Below are 17,745 nucleotides of genomic sequence, written 5' to 3'. Positions count from 1 at the left end.
GATATGTGGATCTTGATGGTGGAAGCCGGCGTCGCGCTGTTCCTGTTCGTGTTCATCGTCTGGTGGACCATGTTCGCCGGCCGCAAAGACAGCGACCGGGACGACGGCGACGACACCCCCGCCCCGTAGGATCAGTGCAGGGAGCGCGGTGGCGACAGCACGAATTCGGGAATGGTGGCCTCGAAGCGATGGCCATCCTCGGCCACGCAGAAGTATTCGCCGCGCATCGAGCCCTGCGCGGTGCCCAGGTGCGTGCCGCTCGTGTACTCGAACTGCTCGCCCGGCGCCAGCAACGGCTGGTGGCCGACCACGCCGAGGCCTTTGACTTCCTGCATCTGGTTATTGGCGTCGAGAATGACCCAATGACGGGAAATGAGCTGGGCAGGAATGCTGCCGGTGTTCTTGATGGTGATCGTGTAGCTGAACACGAACTGGCTCCGGTCCGGGTCGGACTGCTCCGCCAGGTATTGCGTTCTGACGGTGACAGCGAAATCGTAGGCGGGCATCGAGGTTCCTTGCGTGATCGTGGACCCGGCCGCTGCGCCATTCGCAGGGGCCGGCGCGCCATGTGGCGCAAATAACAATCATACCGCCTGTGGCCGCCAAGCGCCGACGCGCCATGGCATCGCCAACGCTGGAGGCGCCGGCGCGACGGGCGTAGAATAGCGGATTCCCATCAAAACACGCACCGTCGCCCCATGACCACCTACCGCATCGCTCCCAGCATCCTGTCCGCCGATTTCGCCCGCCTTGGCGAAGAAGTGCGCAATGTCGTTGCCGCTGGCGCCGACATCATCCACTTCGACGTGATGGACAACCATTACGTCCCGAACCTGACCATCGGCCCGCTCGTCTGCCAGGCGATCCGCCCGCACGTGGACGTGCCGATCGACGTGCACCTGATGGTCAAGCCGGTCGACCGCATCATTCCCGATTTCGCCAAGGCCGGCGCCAACATCATCACCTTCCACCCGGAAGCGTCGGAGCACATCGACCGCACGCTCCAGCTGATCCGCGATCACGGCTGCAAGGCCGGCCTGGTATTCAATCCGGGCACGCCGATGCATTACCTCGAGCACGTGATGGACAAGATCGACATGATCCTGATCATGTCCGTCAACCCGGGCTTCGGCGGCCAGTCGTTCATCCCCGAAGCACTGAAGAAAATCGCCATCGCGCGCCGCCTGATCGACGAGTCGGGCCGCGACATCCTGCTCGAAGTCGACGGCGGCATCAAGGCCGAAAACATCGCGGCGGCCGCCGCTGCCGGCGCCGACACGTTCGTGGCCGGCTCGGCCATCTTCGGCAAGCCTGACTACAAAGCCGTGATCGACGCCATGCGCGCCGAACTGGCCACGGTCGCGCGCTGATGCGGGCCGGCGCAGCAGGTATCCGGGCCGTCATCATCGACCTCGACGGCACCATGCTCGACACGGTGCCCGACTTCGAGGCGGCGCTGAACGGCATGCGCCACGACCTCGGCCTGGCGCCCATCAGCCAGGCCATCATCAAGCCGCTGGTCGGCAAGGGCTCCGAAAAACTGGTGCGCGACGCGCTGCTGCTCGACTGGGATGCCGCGCGGGTCGATGCGGTTTATGCCGACGCGATGGCCGGCTACCAGCGGCATTACCTGTCCATCAATGGCGATCGCAGCACGCTGTACGACGGCGTGCAGGATGGCCTGGCGGCGATGCAGGCGCTGGGCCTGCGCCTGGTCTGCGTGACCAACAAGCCGCTTGCGTTCGCGCTGCCGCTGCTGGCCCAGAAAGGCCTCGCGCCCTATTTCGAGCACGTGTTCGGCGGCGACTCGTTCGCCAAAAAGAAACCGGACGCCATGCCGATGCTGGGCGCCTGCGCTGCGCTGGACATCCCGCCAGCGCAGGTGGTGGCCATCGGCGACTCATCGAACGATGCCGAAAGCGCCCGCGCGGCCGGCTGTTTCGTCCTGACGGTACCGTACGGCTACAACCACGGCCGTCCTGTACAAGAAATTCAATCCGATGGTATAGTGGATTCGCTGCTGGATGCAGCACGCCGCATCGGCGCGCACAATGCAACGGCCAGCTTAACCAACTAACTTCTCTCACCATGTTTTTCACCAAAAAACTCACTGTCAACCAAACCGGCGCCCCTGAGGCCTGGGTCTGGCGACGCTGGCAATCCTGGGCTGACTAAGCCGTACCGATTGCTGCCGGGTGTGCGTGCGACTGCGCGCCACCGGCGGGTTTTTTGAAGCACACCACCGCCCTCTTCCCCCGTGGCGGTCTGGAGAAAACATGACCGAACTCGAATTCAAGTCCCTGGCAAACCAGGGCTACAACCGCATCCCCCTGATCGCGGAAGCCTTCGCCGACCTCGAAACCCCGCTCACGCTGTACCTCAAGCTGGCGCAATCGCAGAACACCGGCAAGAACACCTTCCTGCTCGAATCGGTGGTCGGCGGTGAACGCTTTGGCCGCTACTCGTTCATCGGCCTGCCGGCCCACACGCTGCTGCGCACGACCGGCAACCTGACCGAGATCGTGAAAAACGGCGAAGTCATCGAGTCGCACGAAGGCAATCCGCTCGACTTCATCGAGCAATTCCAGGCCCGCTTCAAGGTCGCGCTGCGCCCTGGCCTGCCGCGCTTCTGCGGTGGCCTGGCCGGCTACTTCGGCTACGACACGGTGCGCCATATCGAGCACAAGCTGGCCGCGAGCACCCCGCGCGATGAACTGGGCCTGCCCGACATCCAGCTGATGGTGACCGAAGAACTGGCGGTGATCGACAACCTGTCGGGCAAGCTGTACCTGATCGTGTACGCCGACCCGGGCCAGCCCGAAGCGTATTCGCGCGGCCGCCAGCGCCTGAAAGACCTGCGCATGATGCTGCGCCGGAGCGTCGACGCGCCGGTCACGTCGGCCTCGGTGCGGACCGAATCGGTACGCGACTTCAGCAAAGAGGATTACCTGAAGGCCGTCGCCAAGGCCCACGAATACGTGATGGCCGGTGACCTGATGCAGGTGCAGATCGGCCAGCGCATCCGCAAGCCGTATGTCGATTCGCCGCTGTCGCTGTATCGCTCGCTGCGTTCGCTGAATCCGTCGCCGTACATGTACTACTACAACTTCGGCGACATGCAGATCGTCGGCTCGTCGCCCGAGATCTTGGTGCGCAACGAGACGCTGCCTGAAGGCGGCCGCAAGGTCACGCTGCGCCCGATCGCCGGCACGCGCGGGCGCGGCGCGACGCCGGAACGCGACGCCGCACTGGCGGCCGAACTGCTGGCCGATCCAAAGGAAGTGGCCGAACACGTGATGCTGATCGACCTGGCGCGCAACGACATCGGCCGCATCGCCGATACCGGCAGCGTCAAGGTCACCGACCGCATGGTCATCGAAAAATACTCGCACGTGCAGCACATCGTCTCGAACGTCGAAGGCACGCTGAAAGACGGCATGTCGAACCTCGACGTGCTGCGCGCGACCTTCCCGGCCGGCACCCTGACGGGCGCGCCGAAGGTGCGGGCGATGGAAGTGATTGACGAGCTGGAGCCAGTCAAGCGCGGCATCTACGGCGGCGCCTGCGGCTACCTGAGTTTCGGCGGCGAGATGGACGTGGCGATCGCGATCCGCACCGGCGTGATCAAGGACGGTAACCTGTACGTGCAGGCCGCCGCCGGCATCGTCGCCGATTCGATCCCCGAGATGGAATGGCAAGAGACCGAACACAAGGCGCGCGCCGTACTGCGCGCGGCCGAGCAAGTGCAAGATGGCCTGGATGGAGAGTTCTGACATGCTGCTCATGATCGACAACTACGACTCGTTCACCTACAACATCGTGCAGTACTTCGGCGAACTGGGTGAAGACGTGCGCACCGTGCGCAACGACGAGATCACGCTCGAAGAGATCGCGGCCATGAAGCCCGACCGCATCTGCATCTCGCCGGGCCCGAAGGCGCCGAAGGATGCCGGCATCTCGCTCGACGTACTGCGCGAATTCGGCGGCAAGCTGCCCATCCTGGGCGTGTGCCTCGGCCACCAGGCCATCGGCGAAGCGTTCGGTGGCAAGGTCATTCGCGCCAAGCAGGTCATGCACGGCAAAACGTCGACCATCGCGCACATCGGCGAAGGCGTGTTCCAGGACCTGCCGAGCCCCTACACCGTGATCCGCTACCACTCGCTCGCAATCGAACGTGCCTCATTGCCGGCCTGCCTCGAAGTGACCGCATGGACCGACGACGGCGAGATCATGGGCGTGCGCCACAAGACGTTCGACATCGAGGGCGTGCAGTTCCACCCCGAGTCGATCCTGTCCGAGCACGGCCACGCGCTGCTGAAGAACTTCCTGACGCGCTGATGCGCCCATGCATGCGCGCCGCATCCGGCGGCGCCATGCCCAAACCACGTTTGCATACTGGACCCATCATGGCGATCACCCCACAAGAAGCGCTGCTGCGCTGTATCGAACACCGCGAAATCTTCCACGACGAGATGCTGTCGCTGTTCCGCCAGATCATGTCGGGCGAGATGTCGCCGACCATGGTCGCGGCGCTGACCGTCGGCCTGCGCGTGAAAAAAGAAACCATCGGCGAAATCACCGCCGCCGCGCAAGTGATGCGCGAGTTCTCGACCAAGGTGCCAATGGCCGACACCACCGGCCTGCTCGACATCGTTGGCACCGGCGGCGATGGCGCCAACACCTTCAATATCTCGAGCGCGGCGATGTTCGTCGCTGCCGCCGCCGGCGCGCGTGTGGCCAAACACGGTGGCCGCAGCGTCTCGTCATCGTCCGGCAGCGCCGACCTGATCGAAGCCTTCGGCGCCCACATCGACCTGACGCCCGAACAGATCGCGCAATCGATCGCGCAGACCGGGATCGGCTTCATGTTCGCACCGAACCACCACGCGGCGATGAAGCACGTGGCGCCAGTGCGGCGCGAGCTCGGCGTGCGCAGCATCTTCAACATCCTGGGCCCGCTGACCAATCCGGCCGGCGCGCCGAACATCCTGATGGGCGTGTTCCACCCCGACCTGGTCGGCATCCAGGTGCGCGTGCTGCAGCGCCTCGGCGCCCAGCATGCGGTCGTGGTCTGGGGCCGCGACAATATGGACGAGGTCTCGCTCGGCGCCGGCACCATCGTCGGCGAACTGGTCAACGGCGAGATCCGCGAATACGAAATCCACCCGGAAGACTTCGGGCTGCAAATGGTCTCGAGCCGCAACCTGAAAGTGGCCAACGCCGAAGAATCCAAGGCACGCGTGCTCGAAGCCCTGCGCGGCGAGCCCGGTCCGGCGCACGACATCGTCGCGCTCAACGCCGGCACCGCGCTGTACGCCGCCGGCGTGGCCGACTCGATCGGCGCGGGCCTGGAGCAGGCGCGCGCCGCCATCGCCTCGGGCGCGGCGGTCGCCAAGCTCGAACAGTTCGTCCAGGTCACGCGCCAGCTCGGCGCGGCCAACTGATACCGAAAGCACCAGCATGTCCGACATCCTCGACAAGATCCTGGCCGTAAAGGCCGACGAAGTGGCCGCCGCGCGCAAGCACCGCGATCTGTACAGCCTGCGCAATGAGGTGGAAAGCGATGGCGATGCACGCCGCAGCCTGCGCGGCTTCGAGCAAGCCTTGCGCGCGAAAATCGCCGCAGGCCAGGCCGGCGTGATCGCCGAAGTCAAGAAAGCCTCGCCATCGAAGGGCGTGCTGCGCGCCGACTTCCAGCCGGCCGCGATTGCGCAGAGCTACGCCGAACATGGCGCCGCATGCCTGTCGGTGCTGACCGATGTGAATTTCTTCCAGGGTTCGAGCGAGTACTTGCGTCAGGCACGCGCTGCTTGCGACCTGCCGATCCTGCGCAAGGATTTCATTGTCGACCTGTACCAGGTCTATGAAGCGCGCGCGATGGGCGCCGATGCGATCCTGTTGATCGTGGCAGCGCTGGACCATGGCCTGATGGCCGAACTGGAAGCGTGCGCACTGGAGCTGGGGATGGACGTGCTGGTCGAAGTGCACGATGGCGCAGAACTCGACGCGGCCCTGCAATTGCGCACGCCGCTGGTGGGCATCAACAACCGCAACCTGCGCACGTTCGATGTCACGCTCGACACCACGCTCGGCCTGCTGCAAGCGATTCCGCCAGAGCGCCTGGTGGTGACCGAATCGGGCATCCTCGGCCCGCAGGACGTACAGCGCATGCGCGACGCCAACGTGCACGCCTTCCTCGTTGGCGAAGCCTTCATGCGCGCCGAAAATCCGGGCCAGGAACTGGCGCGCCTGTTCGCCTGAAAAATCGAACGCTTAACGTGAATTGCACGGCGCAGGCGCCGCATGGCAGCCGTCATGCTGCGCACGCGTCGTGCAGCGCTTGCAGAACCGGCGATTGCGCAGGTGCGCGTACAGCAGCATGAAACCACTGAGGACCGCGACGGCCGCTTCGGCATGCTCGCCCAGCAGCGGACTGACAATGAACACGGCCGCCAGAAACAGCACCAAGCCCGCGCAGCCGACCAGCAGCGTCGTCTTGTCGCGGTGCCGCAGATAGCCGGGCACCAGCGCCAGCAGCACCGGCAGCGTGATCGCTGCGATCAGCGTGTCATGGAACGTGTCGTGCGCGTGGGCGAGGCCCAGCATTGGAAACGCCAGGATCACGAGCGGCATCGCCAGGCAATGCAGCAGGCACAGGACGGATGCCGTCATGCCAGCGATGTCGCCGAATTTGATCAGTGCAGTTTTGGTCAGAGCGTTCTTGCCTGGGTGGTTCATGGCCCTGTTCCCATCATCATTAGAATATAATGATAACCCATTATCGTTAGCGATTCAACGCGCATGACGAATCGTGCGTGCGATATCAGAGCCCAAACGACAAACGGCGCACGGCAGAATCTGCCGTGCGCCGCTGTAGGCCCTGCGATCAACGTCAGAACATCACGCGAATCCCTGCCGTGATATTGCGGCCCGTAAGGGGCGCCGCATTCTTGATGAACGACGTGTGGCTGAACGCCAGCTCGTCGGTCAGGTTGTTCAGGCGCGCATAGAACTGCGTCGGCACGCCGCCGATGCGGGTCGAGTAATGGGTGCCGACATTGAGCATGTTGTAGCCACCCGTTTCGGTCTCGTACTCGGCCAGCTTGTCCTGCTTGCCGACGCGGTACAGCTCGACCATGCCATGCCAGCCGTTCCAGTCGCCATCGAACTTCACGCCGATGCGGCTGGCCGGGATGCGCGGCAAGTTGCGGCTGCCGTCGCCACTATCGAAACGGGCGCGCACATAATCGCCGAACACGGTCGCACTCAGGTTGGACGACAGTTTCTGGCGAAGTTCGCCTTCCACGCCGGTAAACAACGCGTCACGCTGCGTGTACTGGACCAGCTGGAAGCCATCCTCGCTGTCCAGCGTGCGCGCATAGATGTAGTTGTCGACCTTGTTGCGGAACGCGCTCACCGAGAACGTCGTGTCGCCGTCAAACTTGCGCAGCGTGAGATCGACGTTGTTCGAGGTTTCCTTGTCCAGGTCCTGGTTGCCGATCTCGTAGGTGGCCGTGGCCAGGTGGGCGCCATCCGCATACAGTTCCTCGGCAGTCGGCAGGCGATGGCTGCGCGAGAGCGACGTGCCCAGCGAATAGCCCGGGGTGAGCTTCCACACCGCGCCAACCGACGCCGACGTGCCGCGCGCATCGGTATTGACCAGGCCCGGAGCATCGACCTCGATGTCCTGCCACTCGTGGCGCAGGCCGGCCTCGAAGCGCCAGTCCTGCAGCTTGTATTCCTCGGTCAGGAACGCCGCATGCTTTTTGGTGAGGGTCGGCGGCACGTACGCTTCTTCGCCCAGCGCCGAGAAATCGCGGCGCGTGGTCTGCAGGCCGAACACGCCGCGCACGCCGGCAATCGGTGCGTGCACCGCCTCGAGGCGGGCATCAATCCCCTTGTTGCGGAACGACGTCGAGACCACGTTCTCTTCCAGCTCGTCGTGGACATACTCGGTGAACGAGGCGCGCATGCGCACACGCTCGATGCCCGCCACCGGATTGCGGTACTCGCCGCGCACGTCCCAGCGCTCGCTGTCGAGTTTCACGACCGGGACGTCGCTGTGCTCTTCCTCGTGGTCATGACCTTCTTCCTCGTGGTCGTGGCCCTCTTCCTCTTCATGACCGCCGCAGTGCAGCTGGACGCCATGCGGATGGCAGCCTTCAAATTCGTGGTTATGGCCCGGGATGCCGTACTCGGTGCGCTCTTTCGTGAAGGCCGCGCCAAGGTAGCCGTTCTTGCCGATCCACGACAGGCCGACCGTGCCGGTCTCGCCTTCCTTGTAGCTGCCCAGCACGCGGCGGCCATCGACCCAGTCCTTGCCGACACGGTAGTCGCCCGCATCGCGCTTGACGCCTTCCAGGTGCAGCGCGACGTTGCTGCCGGCCGCCGTGGTGAATTCGAATGCGCCGGTCTTTTCGCGCGCCGCTGAATTGGCGCGGATTTCGGCGCTGCCTTCCAGGCCGTTTTCCGGCATCGCGGTCGGCACCTTGCGGTCGATGATGTTGACGACGCCGCCCACCGCGCCGCCGCCATAGGCCAGCGCCGACGGGCCGCGCAGCACTTCGATGCGCTCGGCCAGCACGGGCTCGAACGCAACGGCGTGATCGGGGCTGATGGTCGAGGCATCCTGGATCTCGGCGCCATCCGACAGGATTTTCACGCGCGGACCGTCCATGCCGCGGATCACCGGGCGGCTGGCGCCGGCGCCGAAGTGGCTCGACGTGATGCCCGGCTGGTGCGCCAGCGTTTCGCCCAGCGTCGATTCGCGCGCGCGTACCAGTTCGGCGCCGCCGAGCGAGGTGACCGGCGTGATCATGTCGTCGTGTACCACGCCCAGGGCGCTGGCCGACACCACCACGGTTGGCACGCTGTCCGGATCGGCCGCCATGCGGCCGGTCGTCTGGGCATGGACGGCCAGCGGCGCGCCGAAGGCCAGCATCAGCGCCAGGGTCAGTGGCGTGCGCTTGCAGGTGAAATGCGACATGGTGAAATCCTTGATGATGAGATGAACGGCAGGCGGAAAATCACCGGGCGCGGATGCGTCTAGTGATAAACCATTATCATTAACGTCGAGATGATAGGCCATTATCAATAAGGATTCAACCCCCTTCTGGCCGAAGGGCCGCGCTTTCGGGTATTCTTCGGCTATGCAACGCAATACACGCCAAAAATCAGTCATCCTGCACGCGATCGAGCATGCACGCCGTCCACTGTCGCCACAAGAGATCCTGGCCGAAGCCAGCCAGTCTGTCAGCCAGATCGGCATGGCCACGATCTACCGCAACCTCAAGTCGCTGGTGGACGACGGCGCGCTGAAGGTCGTCACGCTGCCGGGCGATGGCGCCCGCTACGAATCGACCAGCGTGGCCGAACACCATCACCACCACTTCCAGTGCACCAACTGCCAGCGGGTGTTCGACGTGCACGCCTGCCCGGGCGACATCGACCACATGGCCCCGAAAGGCTTCAGCGTCGAGCGCCACGAACTGACGCTGTACGGCCGCTGCGCCGATTGCATCAAGGCCGCACCGTAACAGCAGCGCGGCCCGTGACGGGCCGCGCCATGCATCTTATTTACCGAGCACGTTCAGCACCGCCAGCGTCATCGCCTGGGCGCTCGTCTTGATCGACGGCTCCGGCACTGGCGCGTAGAACGGCGAGTGGTTGAACGCGATCGGCTTGCCGCCGGCCTGTTCGGCCGCGGCGACATCCTTCGGGTCATACACGCCAGTAAAGAAGAACATCGACGGCACGCCTTCGTTGGCGTACAGCGAAAAGTCTTCGCTGGCCGTCATGGCCGGCATGCGATGGGCCTTGTCCGCGCCGAACGCTTCCTTGAACACCACCTCGGTCTTGTTGACCAGTTCCGTGCTGTTGACGATGGCCTGGCCACCGCCGCCGATCTGCATCTCGGGCTTCGGTGCGCCCGCCATTGCGGCCGATCCTTCCGCCACGCGGCGCACGCCCTCGAGCAGCTTGGCCCGTACCTGCGGGCTGTATGAGCGAATGGTGCCGCGCACTTGCACGCTGTCGGGGATGATGTTGCCCACCGTGCCGCCCTGGATCGAGCCAATCGTGACGACGCCGAATTCCTTCGGGTCCTTCTCGCGGCTGACGACCGTCTGCACATCGACGACGAAGCGCGCCGCGATGGCGATCGGATCGACGGTCTTGTCGGGCGCCGAACCATGGCCACCACGGCCCTTGAAGGTGATCTCGAGCGAGTCGGAATTGGATGACACCGGGCCGTCGTTGTAGCCGATCGTGCCGTGCGCCAGCGGCCACGAATGCAGCGCGAACGCGTAATCGGGTTTCGGGAAGCGCTTGAACAGGCCGTCGTCCAGCATCGCCTTGGCGCCCGAGACGATTTCTTCGGCCGGCTGACCGATGAACACGAGCGTGCCCTTCCACTGCCCTTTCAGTTCGACCAGCGTGCGCGCGGTGGCGAGCCAGCTGGTCATGTGGATGTCGTGGCCGCAGCTGTGGGTCACGAAGCTGTCGCGGCCTTCGCTGGTCGTGCGGGCGCGGCTGGCGTACGGCAGGCCGGTTTTTTCTTCCATCGGCAAGCCATCCATGTCGGTGCGCACCAGGACCGTAGGCCCGGCGCCGTTCTTGAGCACCGCGACGATGCCGGTCTTGCCGACCTTCTCGGTGACGGTGAAGCCGAGTTTGCGCATCTCGGCGGCCAGCTTGCCGGCGGTGCGCACTTCCTGGAAGGCGATCTCGGGATGCGCGTGCAAGTCCTTGTAGATCGTGTCGAGCCACGGATACATGGCGTCCACGCGCGTGACGACGTCGTTCTTGAGCGGAGCGGCCGGTTGGGCCAGGGCGGAGGTTGCGGACAGTGCCAGGAGCGGCGCACAGGCTGCGACGGCGATGCGGGTCAGGATCGGCATGGGCTCTTGCGGTCGTGTTGAACAGGCCACAACGATAGCATGCTGCATTGCGCTACGATCCAATGCGATGCGATACGGGCGGCGGGTCATGCCCGCCGCCCGGTGCGGCTAGACGGCGCTCGGCCGCTTGAGCACTGCCGGCTTGCGCCCCGCCACTACCTGGGACAGCGTGATCACCGGCACCCGGTCGCCCTGCAGCGTGACGTCGAACGCCATCAGTTCGTCGCGCCGGAACGCGTGGACGGGTACGCGGTCGCCGACACGATAGCGCGCCAGCAGCGCATCGACATTCGATGGATTGCCATTGACGCGCAGGCCGTCGATGGCAATGACCACGTCGAGCGCCGACAATCCCGCCAGGTGCGCGGCGCCGCCTTCGTGCACTTGCGTGAGCTTGGCGCCCAGCGGATCGCGTCCGATGCCGGCGTCAAGCGACGCCTTGCCGGTCTTGCGTTCATCGATCAGCTTGACGCCGAACGGCGCGTACAGCTTGGCCAGCGGCAGGTCTTCGACGCCGCGCACGTAGCGCTCGAACAGGTTCCTCAGTTTCAGGCCGCTGACTTCATCGAACAGCGCTTCGACTTCGTGTTCGGTCACGCCGCGCCCGACGCTCGGATAAAAGTCACGGCCGTAACGGTCCCACAGCGCCAGCATCACGTCGTCGAGCGACTTCGCCCCGCCCGTCTTGGCGCGGATCGTCAGGTCGAATGCCAGCGCAATCAGCGAACCCTTGGTGTAGTAGCTGATGATCGCATTGGGCGAGTTCTCGTCCTGGCGGTAGTACTTGCTCCAGGCGTCAAAGCTCGACTCGGCCACGCTCTGCTTCAGGCGCCCGCTGCCGCGCAGCACGCCGCACATGGATTTGGCCTGCAGCTTGAAATACGTCGTTTCGCCAATGATCCCGGCGCGCACCAGCATCAGGTCGTCGTAATAGCTGGTGAAGCCTTCGAACAGCCACAGGAGCGGCGTGTAGTTCTCGACCTGCAGGTCGTACGGCGCGAACACGGCCGGCTTGATGCGCTTGACGTTCCAGGTATGGAAGTACTCGTGGCTGCACAGGCCCAAAAACTGCAGATAGCCTTCGCCCGGCTCGCCGGGTTTCTGGTTTGCGGTGGTGGGCAGGTCGGCGCGCGCGCAGATCAGCGCGGTCGAGGCACGGTGTTCCAGGCCACCGTAGCCATCGCCCACGGCCATTGTCATGAACACGTAGCGCTCGAGCGGCGCGCGCTTGGTCAATGGCTCGAAGAAGGCGATCTGGGTTTCGCAGATGGCTTTCAGGTCGGCCTGCAGGCGCGCCATGTCCAGGTTGGGCACGCGGCCCGTGATGACGATGTCGTGCGGGATGCCGTGCGCCTCGAACGTCGCCAGTTCGAAGTTGCCCATCTCGACCGGGTGGTCGATCAGCTCATCGTAGTTGGCCGCGCCGTAGGTACCAAAGCCGTAGCGCTTGGCGCCTGCTTCTTTCATCGAGGTCGCCACGCGCCAGGTGCGTGCAGCCGCATCGGCCGGCCGCTGGATGTCGACCTGGTGCGCCGTCGCTTCCTGCCCCACCACGCGCAGGAAGACGCTGGTGCCGTTGAAGAAGCCGTGGGTCTGGTCCAGGTGCGCGGCGCGCACTGACAGGTCCCACGCATATACCTCGTAGTGCAGCGTCAGCGGGCCGGTGCCTGGTGCTGCGCGCCATGTGTGCTTGTCGAGCTTTGTCAATGCCACGGCGGCGCCGGCCCGCTCGGCGCGGATACGCACGATATTGCGCGCGAATTCGCGGATCATGTAGCTGCCCGGGATCCAGGCCGGCAGCGCGAAGGTCTGCCCGTCAGGATCGGGATTGGCCACCGTCAGCGTGACGTTGAACAAGTGACCGGCCAGGTCCCGCGGGACGATGGTGTAGTGAATTGCGCTCTGTTTTTTTTGCGATGGCTTTTTCATGATCTGGGGTTGGTCTCGGGTCGCGCCGTATGGACAATAGTGTAAGCGGATTCAGGCTGGCAGATCGCCTTGGGTATCGATGTCGCGCAGGATGCCGGGGTCGGGCACGGCGACTGTGGTCACCGGCCTGCTCGCGAGCAGTCGCCGCGCACCCTGGTCGCCGTCCAGCGCCAGCAAGGCGTCGTGGTGGATGGCGCCAAAGGCGACCGGATTGCCACGCTGCCCATCGAACAGCGGCGCCGCGATACCGGCGCCTTCATCAATTGCGCGCACCAGCGCCTGCAGCGTGGCTTCAGTCACGAACGGCATGTCGCCCAGCGCCACCAGCCAGCCGCCAGCGCCGTGTGCAGGGAGCGGCGCATGGCGGATCGCATGCGCCAGCGACAGCCCCATGCCACCGTCGGCATCCGGGCACACGGTGACGGTGCAACCGAGCGCGCGCAGCGCATCGGCCACGCCACCATCGCGTGGTGGCACCACCGCCACCACGCGCGGCAGCACCGCCAGCAGCTTGCGGGCGCTGGCCACGACGACGAAATCGCCGCCCGGCAGACGCTGAAGCAGCTTGTTGCGCACGCCGGCCGGATCGAAACGCCGGCCGCGCCCTGCGGCCAGCAGGATGCCGGTGAGCGTGATGCCCTCGCGCGGCGGCACGCCGGTTACTTCCCGGCCTTGCCTTCGAGCGAATCGAACTTGCCTTCGAGCGCCTTGAGGTCGATCGCGCCCGGGATGCGCGAGCCATCGGCGAAGAAGATCGCCGGCGTGCCCGTGATGCGCAGCTTCTGGCCCAGGGCGAGAACCTTCTCGTTCGGCGATTCGCACGCGGCCGGCGTGGCCGGCGGCACCTTGCCGGCGATCATCCAGTCATCCCAGGCCTTGTTGCGGTCGGACGCGCACCAGATGTTCTTCGACTTTACCGACGAATCCTCGGACAGGATGTTGTACATGAAGGTGTAGATCGTGACGTTGTCGATCTCCTTGAGCGTGGTCTGGCGCAGGCGCTTGCAGTAGCCGCAGTTCGGATCTTCGAACACTGCGATCACGCGCTTGCCATTGCCCTTGACCTGCTTGAGCGCCATCTCGAGCGGCAGGTCGGAGAACTTGATCTTGTTGACTTCATCGATACGTTCGCGCGTCAGGTTGCGCGAGCTTTTCACGTCGTAGATCTGGCCGATGACGAGGTACTCGCCCTTCTTGTCGGTGTACAGGATGTCGCCCGCGACGCGCACTTCGTACAGGCCCGAATACGGGGTTTCCTTGACCGACTCGATCTTCGCGCCGCTCAGGCGTGGCTCGAGCGCCTTCTTGATGGTCGATTCGACGTTGGTCTGCGCATCGACGCACGATGCGAGAAGGCCAGTCGCCAGCAGGACGGCGATCTTCATTTTAAGCATGCTTGTAATTCCTCAGATTGATGACTTGCCCATGGCATGGGCCATCAGGCGCCGCTTCAGTGCCGGCATGTTGTTGAGCAGGTTCAGGCCGATATTCCGGACCACGCGCAGCGGTTCCAGGTTCGCGCCGAACAGGCGTTCGAGTCCGTCGGTGGCCAGTTGCATCAGCAGCACCTCTTCCTTGCGCTTGCGGGCATAGCGCGCCAGCACCCGCTCGTCGCCGATGGCGCGCCGCTCTTCGCGGTCACGCACAATGGCCAGCAGGTCGACGATGTCGCCAAACCCCAGGTTCATGCCATGGCCGGCCAGCGGATGCACGGCGTGCGCCGCGTCGCCCACCAGCGCCACGTGCGGCGCCACCATCGCATGCGGCTTGATCAGCGCCAGCGGCACGGCGGCCACGGCGTCGGGCTGCAACGGGCGCAGCGTACCCAGTTTGTCGTCGGCGTATTCGCCCAGCCGGATCGCCAGCTCGCCCAGCGACTCTTCCATCAGCGTGGCGGCCAGCGTTTCCGGCGCCGACCACACGAGCGAGACGCGGTTGCCCGGCAGCGGCAGCAGCGCGATGATGCCGTCCGATCCGGTGAACCACTGGTGCGCGACGCCGTGGTGCGGCTTGTCGCAGGCGAAGTTGGTGACGATGGCGCTCTGGTGATACATGCGGTAGTCGACGCCGATATCGCACTGCCCGCGCACCCACGATTCGCGCCCGTCCGCGCCGACCAGCAGCGCGCACTCGACACGCCGCCCGTCTTCCAGGCGCACGGCGGCGCCGCTGTCGCTGCAGGTGAGTTCACAGGCGCGCCCCTCCACGCGCTGCACATTGTGCGCGAAGCGGAGCGCGGCATCGAGCGCGCCGTTCAGGTTCTGGTCTTCGACGATCCATGCGAGCGTGCCGACCCGGGCGCCGAAGGCATCGAAGCCCAGGCTGCCGCCATCGGCGCCGTCACCATGCACGTCCATCGCATCGACCGGCGCGATGCGCGCCATGTCGAGAGCGTCCCATACCTTCAGCGAGGACAGCAGGTCATGCGCCGTGTGATTGAGCGCATACACGCGCACGTCCCACGGTCGCTCGGCTGCCGGTGCAGTGGCAGCCGCAGGCACCTGCCGGGCCGGCGGCGCCAGCAGTGTCACGCTGTGGCCGGCCTGGGCGAAGCCGAGGGCGGCCGTCTTGGCGATGGCGCCATTGCCGACGATGCAGACGTCGGTCCGGATGGTAGAGGTCGTGGGCGTGGTCATGGAGGCATTATAGCGATATGCCGGTGCCGGGGGCCGGGCCGCGGGCCCGCACCCGCGCAGGTGAGCGGGACAGGCGCAGACAACCGGCGACGACGCACAGGCCATGTTTGCGCGGCCGGGCGCGCAAGAGGACTTGCGCAACTGAAAAACGCTGGCTATAATCGTGCCTCTCTTGGCCTGGTAGCTCAGTTGGTAGAGCAGAGGATTGAAAATCCTTGTGTCGGTGGTTCGATTCCGCCCCGGGCCACCAAGAATTCAGCAACACGCAAAAAACGCCACCACCGAGTGGCGTTTTTGCATTCCAAGGCCACTCATGCATACCCTTCCGCCCTGCCCCCTCTGCCAATCGGCCTACACCTATGACGATGGCGCCGGCCAGTACGTCTGCCCGGAATGCGCGCACGAGTGGCCGATCGCAGGTGCCGCTGCCGCCGAGACCGCGCGTGTCTACAAAGATGCGTCGGGCAACATTCTCCAGGACGGCGACACCGTCACCGTGATCAAGGACCTCAAGCCAAAGGGTTCGGGCGGCGTGATCAAGCAGGGCACCAAGGTCAAGAACATCCGCCTGGTCGACGCCGACCACGATATCGATTGCAAGATCGATGGCTTCGGCGCCATGAGCCTGAAGACGGAGTTCGTGCGCAAGGTGTGATGGCGTGGTGCTGTAAACCATGCGACATCATGGCGGTTTTGTCATTATTCTGTGAGCCTTGAAGATCACAAGAGGTTCCCATGTTTGCCAAGCCATCGTTCCTTGCCGCGTGCGCCACGCTCGCCCTGTCTGGCCTCTGCGCCGGATCGGCATTGGCTGCTGACGCCGCCAAGCCATTGCAGCCGATCGAATCGCTCGCGGTGCCCCGCTATATGGGCGTCTGGTACGAAATTGCCAAGTTCCCGAACGAGTTCCAGAAAAAATGCGTGGGCGACACCAGCGCGACCTATAACCTCGACAAGGACGGCCGGGTCAAGGTGATCAACCGCTGCCGCACGGCGGACGGCAAGGTCGATACCGCCGAAGGCGTCGCGCGCCAACCGGGCGCGGCCACGTCGCCCAAGCTCGAGGTGCGCTTCGCACCGGCCATCCTGTCCTTCATCCCGATGGTGTGGGGCGATTACTGGGTGATCGATCTGGACAACAAGTACCAGCTTTCCGCCGTGAGCGAACCCAAGCGCGAATACCTGTGGATCCTGTCGCGCACGCCCCAGGTTGCCCCGGCCGAATACAACGCCTTGCTGGCGCGCCTGAAAGCCCAGGGACTCGACACTTCGAAACTCGTGCTCACCCCGCACACGCTGGCGCAGCAAGCCGGGCAGTGACAGGCCGGTGAAGCGATCGGTCATGCGTGCTGCCCTGTTCGGGCTCGGCCTGCTGACATCGATCGCGCCAGCCTGGGCCCAGCCCCTTAGTACCGATCCGCTGGCAGCACTGATCAACGCCTACCGCGCCAACCCGGCCAACTGCGACGGCGCACCGGTCGAGCCCGTGACGCCGCTGATCGCCGAGCCGGCCCTGGCGCAGATCCGGATCGGCTTCGGGACCTTCATCGAATCAGCACTGGAGCAGGCCGGCTACGCCGTCGATAACGCGGATTCCGTTGACGTCACCGGTCCGGAAGATACCGTGGCCGCCATGAAGGTGCTGCAGCAGAAGTACTGCAAGGTGCTGCGCAGCGAACAATTCTCGGCCGTGGGCAGCTACCGCGAGGGTGCAACCTGGACCGTCGTGCTGGCGCGGCCGGCACCGCCCTTGCCATCGACCACCTACCCGGACTGGCGCGACGCCGGCCGCGCGATCCTTGAGGCCGTCAATCTTGCACGCGCCAGCGCCCGCATGTGCGGCGACCGCGCATTTGCGGCGGCGCCGCCCTTGCGGTGGAACGCAGTGCTGGGCGAGGCCGCGCTGGCCCACAGCCGCGACATGGCGACCCGCCGCTACTTCAACCACTATGCACAGGACGGCAGCGACCCGGCCGATCGCGCCACGCGCGCCGGATACCGCTGGCACCGGTTGGGCGAAAACATCGCCTTCGGCCAGCACTCGCCACAGGAAGCGGTCGACGGCTGGATCGACAGCCCGGGCCACTGCGCCAATATCATGCAAGCGGACTTCACCGAGATGGGCGCAGCCTACGGCGTCACGGCCGAACGGCAGGCGGGCATCATCTACTGGACCCAGGTGTTCGGCACGCCGCGATAACGTTCCCTGCCCCGCTTTCGACCCTGGTTCCGAACCCAGGCGCGCTCTTCGTCAACGCTGCTTCGGCTAGACTTGCCTGCAC

General features: G+C 65.0%; 19 protein-coding genes and 1 tRNA gene. 12 read left to right on the top strand and 8 right to left on the bottom strand.

Features of this window, described 5'->3' with window-relative positions; genetic code table 11:
* Positions 1 to 3 precede the first annotated feature (3 nt).
* Positions 4 to 129 carry a hypothetical protein gene (locus tag AC1MGT_RS14485; RefSeq protein ID WP_258837389.1) on the top strand — a complete coding sequence of 42 codons (126 nt, stop codon included), beginning with the start codon at positions 4 to 6 and terminating at the stop codon, positions 127 to 129.
* 2 nt (positions 130 to 131) lie between these two features.
* Here the strand turns inward: AC1MGT_RS14485 and apaG are convergent, their stop codons facing one another.
* Positions 132 to 506, bottom strand: coding sequence for a Co2+/Mg2+ efflux facilitator ApaG/CorD (apaG, locus tag AC1MGT_RS14480; protein WP_183553774.1), 375 nt, complete (start codon positions 504 to 506; stop codon positions 132 to 134).
* 192 nt (positions 507 to 698) lie between these two features.
* On the opposite strand from apaG, the gene rpe reads away from it, so the two are divergent.
* The 6 genes from rpe to trpC all read left to right on the top strand — a co-directional run bounded on the left by rpe (position 699) and on the right by trpC (position 6,261).
* Positions 699 to 1,370, top strand: a complete 672-nt coding sequence (rpe, locus tag AC1MGT_RS14475; protein WP_183553776.1) for a ribulose-phosphate 3-epimerase — start codon at positions 699 to 701, stop codon at positions 1,368 to 1,370.
* A complete protein-coding gene (locus AC1MGT_RS14470; RefSeq protein ID WP_499500762.1) occupies positions 1,370 to 2,077 on the top strand; it encodes a phosphoglycolate phosphatase in 708 nt (235 codons plus the stop codon). The genes rpe and AC1MGT_RS14470 overlap by 1 nt, the downstream gene beginning before the upstream one ends.
* 199 nt (positions 2,078 to 2,276) lie before the next feature.
* On the top strand, positions 2,277 to 3,773 hold the full coding sequence (gene trpE / locus AC1MGT_RS14465) for an anthranilate synthase component I (protein ID WP_499500761.1): 1,497 nt from the start codon (positions 2,277 to 2,279) through the stop codon (positions 3,771 to 3,773).
* 1 nt (position 3,774) lies between these two features.
* Positions 3,775 to 4,338 (top strand): anthranilate synthase component II, encoded by a 564-nt coding sequence (locus tag AC1MGT_RS14460; RefSeq protein WP_183553782.1) that lies wholly within the window; start codon positions 3,775 to 3,777, stop codon positions 4,336 to 4,338.
* Between the two features lie 68 nt (positions 4,339 to 4,406).
* Entirely contained in the window at positions 4,407 to 5,444 is a 1,038-nt protein-coding gene (gene trpD / locus AC1MGT_RS14455) for an anthranilate phosphoribosyltransferase (RefSeq protein ID WP_499500760.1), read from the top strand.
* Positions 5,445 to 5,460: 16 nt separating this feature from the next.
* Positions 5,461 to 6,261, top strand: a complete 801-nt coding sequence (trpC, locus tag AC1MGT_RS14450) for an indole-3-glycerol phosphate synthase TrpC (protein WP_499500759.1) — start codon at positions 5,461 to 5,463, stop codon at positions 6,259 to 6,261.
* Positions 6,262 to 6,273: 12 nt separating this feature from the next.
* Here trpC and AC1MGT_RS14445 read toward each other — a convergent pair whose 3' ends face one another.
* Both AC1MGT_RS14445 and AC1MGT_RS14440 read right to left on the bottom strand, forming a co-directional pair.
* Positions 6,274 to 6,738: a MerC domain-containing protein gene (locus tag AC1MGT_RS14445; RefSeq protein ID WP_499500758.1), complete on the bottom strand. Its 465-nt coding sequence runs from the start codon at positions 6,736 to 6,738 to the stop codon at positions 6,274 to 6,276.
* Positions 6,739 to 6,892: 154 nt separating this feature from the next.
* Positions 6,893 to 8,986 carry a TonB-dependent receptor domain-containing protein gene (locus tag AC1MGT_RS14440; RefSeq protein ID WP_499500757.1) on the bottom strand — a complete coding sequence of 698 codons (2,094 nt, stop codon included), beginning with the start codon at positions 8,984 to 8,986 and terminating at the stop codon, positions 6,893 to 6,895.
* Between the two features lie 163 nt (positions 8,987 to 9,149).
* On the opposite strand from AC1MGT_RS14440, the gene AC1MGT_RS14435 reads away from it, so the two are divergent.
* Positions 9,150 to 9,536, top strand: coding sequence for a Fur family transcriptional regulator (locus AC1MGT_RS14435; RefSeq protein WP_499500756.1), 387 nt, complete (start codon positions 9,150 to 9,152; stop codon positions 9,534 to 9,536).
* A gap of 36 nt (positions 9,537 to 9,572) precedes the next feature.
* On the opposite strand, the gene AC1MGT_RS14430 is transcribed toward AC1MGT_RS14435, so the two are convergent.
* From AC1MGT_RS14430 to AC1MGT_RS14410, 5 genes are all read right to left on the bottom strand, one after another.
* Positions 9,573 to 10,898, bottom strand: a complete 1,326-nt coding sequence (locus tag AC1MGT_RS14430) for an amidohydrolase (RefSeq protein WP_499500755.1) — start codon at positions 10,896 to 10,898, stop codon at positions 9,573 to 9,575.
* Between the two features lie 108 nt (positions 10,899 to 11,006).
* Positions 11,007 to 12,827 carry a M61 family metallopeptidase gene (locus AC1MGT_RS14425; protein WP_499500754.1) on the bottom strand — a complete coding sequence of 607 codons (1,821 nt, stop codon included), beginning with the start codon at positions 12,825 to 12,827 and terminating at the stop codon, positions 11,007 to 11,009.
* Positions 12,828 to 12,878: 51 nt separating this feature from the next.
* Positions 12,879 to 13,463, bottom strand: a complete 585-nt coding sequence (locus AC1MGT_RS14420; RefSeq protein ID WP_499504293.1) for a nucleotidyltransferase family protein — start codon at positions 13,461 to 13,463, stop codon at positions 12,879 to 12,881.
* Between the two features lie 23 nt (positions 13,464 to 13,486).
* The gene (locus AC1MGT_RS14415; RefSeq protein ID WP_499500753.1) at positions 13,487 to 14,221 is read right to left on the bottom strand and encodes a DsbC family protein; all 735 of its coding nucleotides are present in this window, start codon (positions 14,219 to 14,221) and stop codon (positions 13,487 to 13,489) included.
* A gap of 12 nt (positions 14,222 to 14,233) precedes the next feature.
* Positions 14,234 to 15,463, bottom strand: coding sequence for an FAD-dependent monooxygenase (locus AC1MGT_RS14410; RefSeq protein ID WP_499500752.1), 1,230 nt, complete (start codon positions 15,461 to 15,463; stop codon positions 14,234 to 14,236).
* A 174-nt stretch (positions 15,464 to 15,637) separates the two neighbouring features.
* On the opposite strand from AC1MGT_RS14410, the gene AC1MGT_RS14405 reads away from it, so the two are divergent.
* The 4 genes from AC1MGT_RS14405 to AC1MGT_RS14390 all read left to right on the top strand — a co-directional run bounded on the left by AC1MGT_RS14405 (position 15,638) and on the right by AC1MGT_RS14390 (position 17,663).
* Positions 15,638 to 15,713: transfer RNA gene (locus tag AC1MGT_RS14405), tRNA-Phe, on the top strand.
* Between the two features lie 63 nt (positions 15,714 to 15,776).
* A complete protein-coding gene (locus AC1MGT_RS14400) occupies positions 15,777 to 16,118 on the top strand; it encodes a zinc ribbon domain-containing protein YjdM (protein WP_482897238.1) in 342 nt (113 codons plus the stop codon).
* A gap of 80 nt (positions 16,119 to 16,198) precedes the next feature.
* Entirely contained in the window at positions 16,199 to 16,783 is a 585-nt protein-coding gene (locus tag AC1MGT_RS14395; protein WP_499500751.1) for a lipocalin family protein, read from the top strand.
* A gap of 22 nt (positions 16,784 to 16,805) precedes the next feature.
* The gene (locus AC1MGT_RS14390; RefSeq protein ID WP_499500750.1) at positions 16,806 to 17,663 is read left to right on the top strand and encodes a CAP domain-containing protein; all 858 of its coding nucleotides are present in this window, start codon (positions 16,806 to 16,808) and stop codon (positions 17,661 to 17,663) included.
* The last annotated feature ends 82 nt before the right edge of the window (positions 17,664 to 17,745 follow it).

The sequence above is a fragment of the Telluria sp. BA11 genome, assembly GCF_056680305.1.
This window is presented reverse-complemented; position numbering and strand designations above follow the sequence as displayed.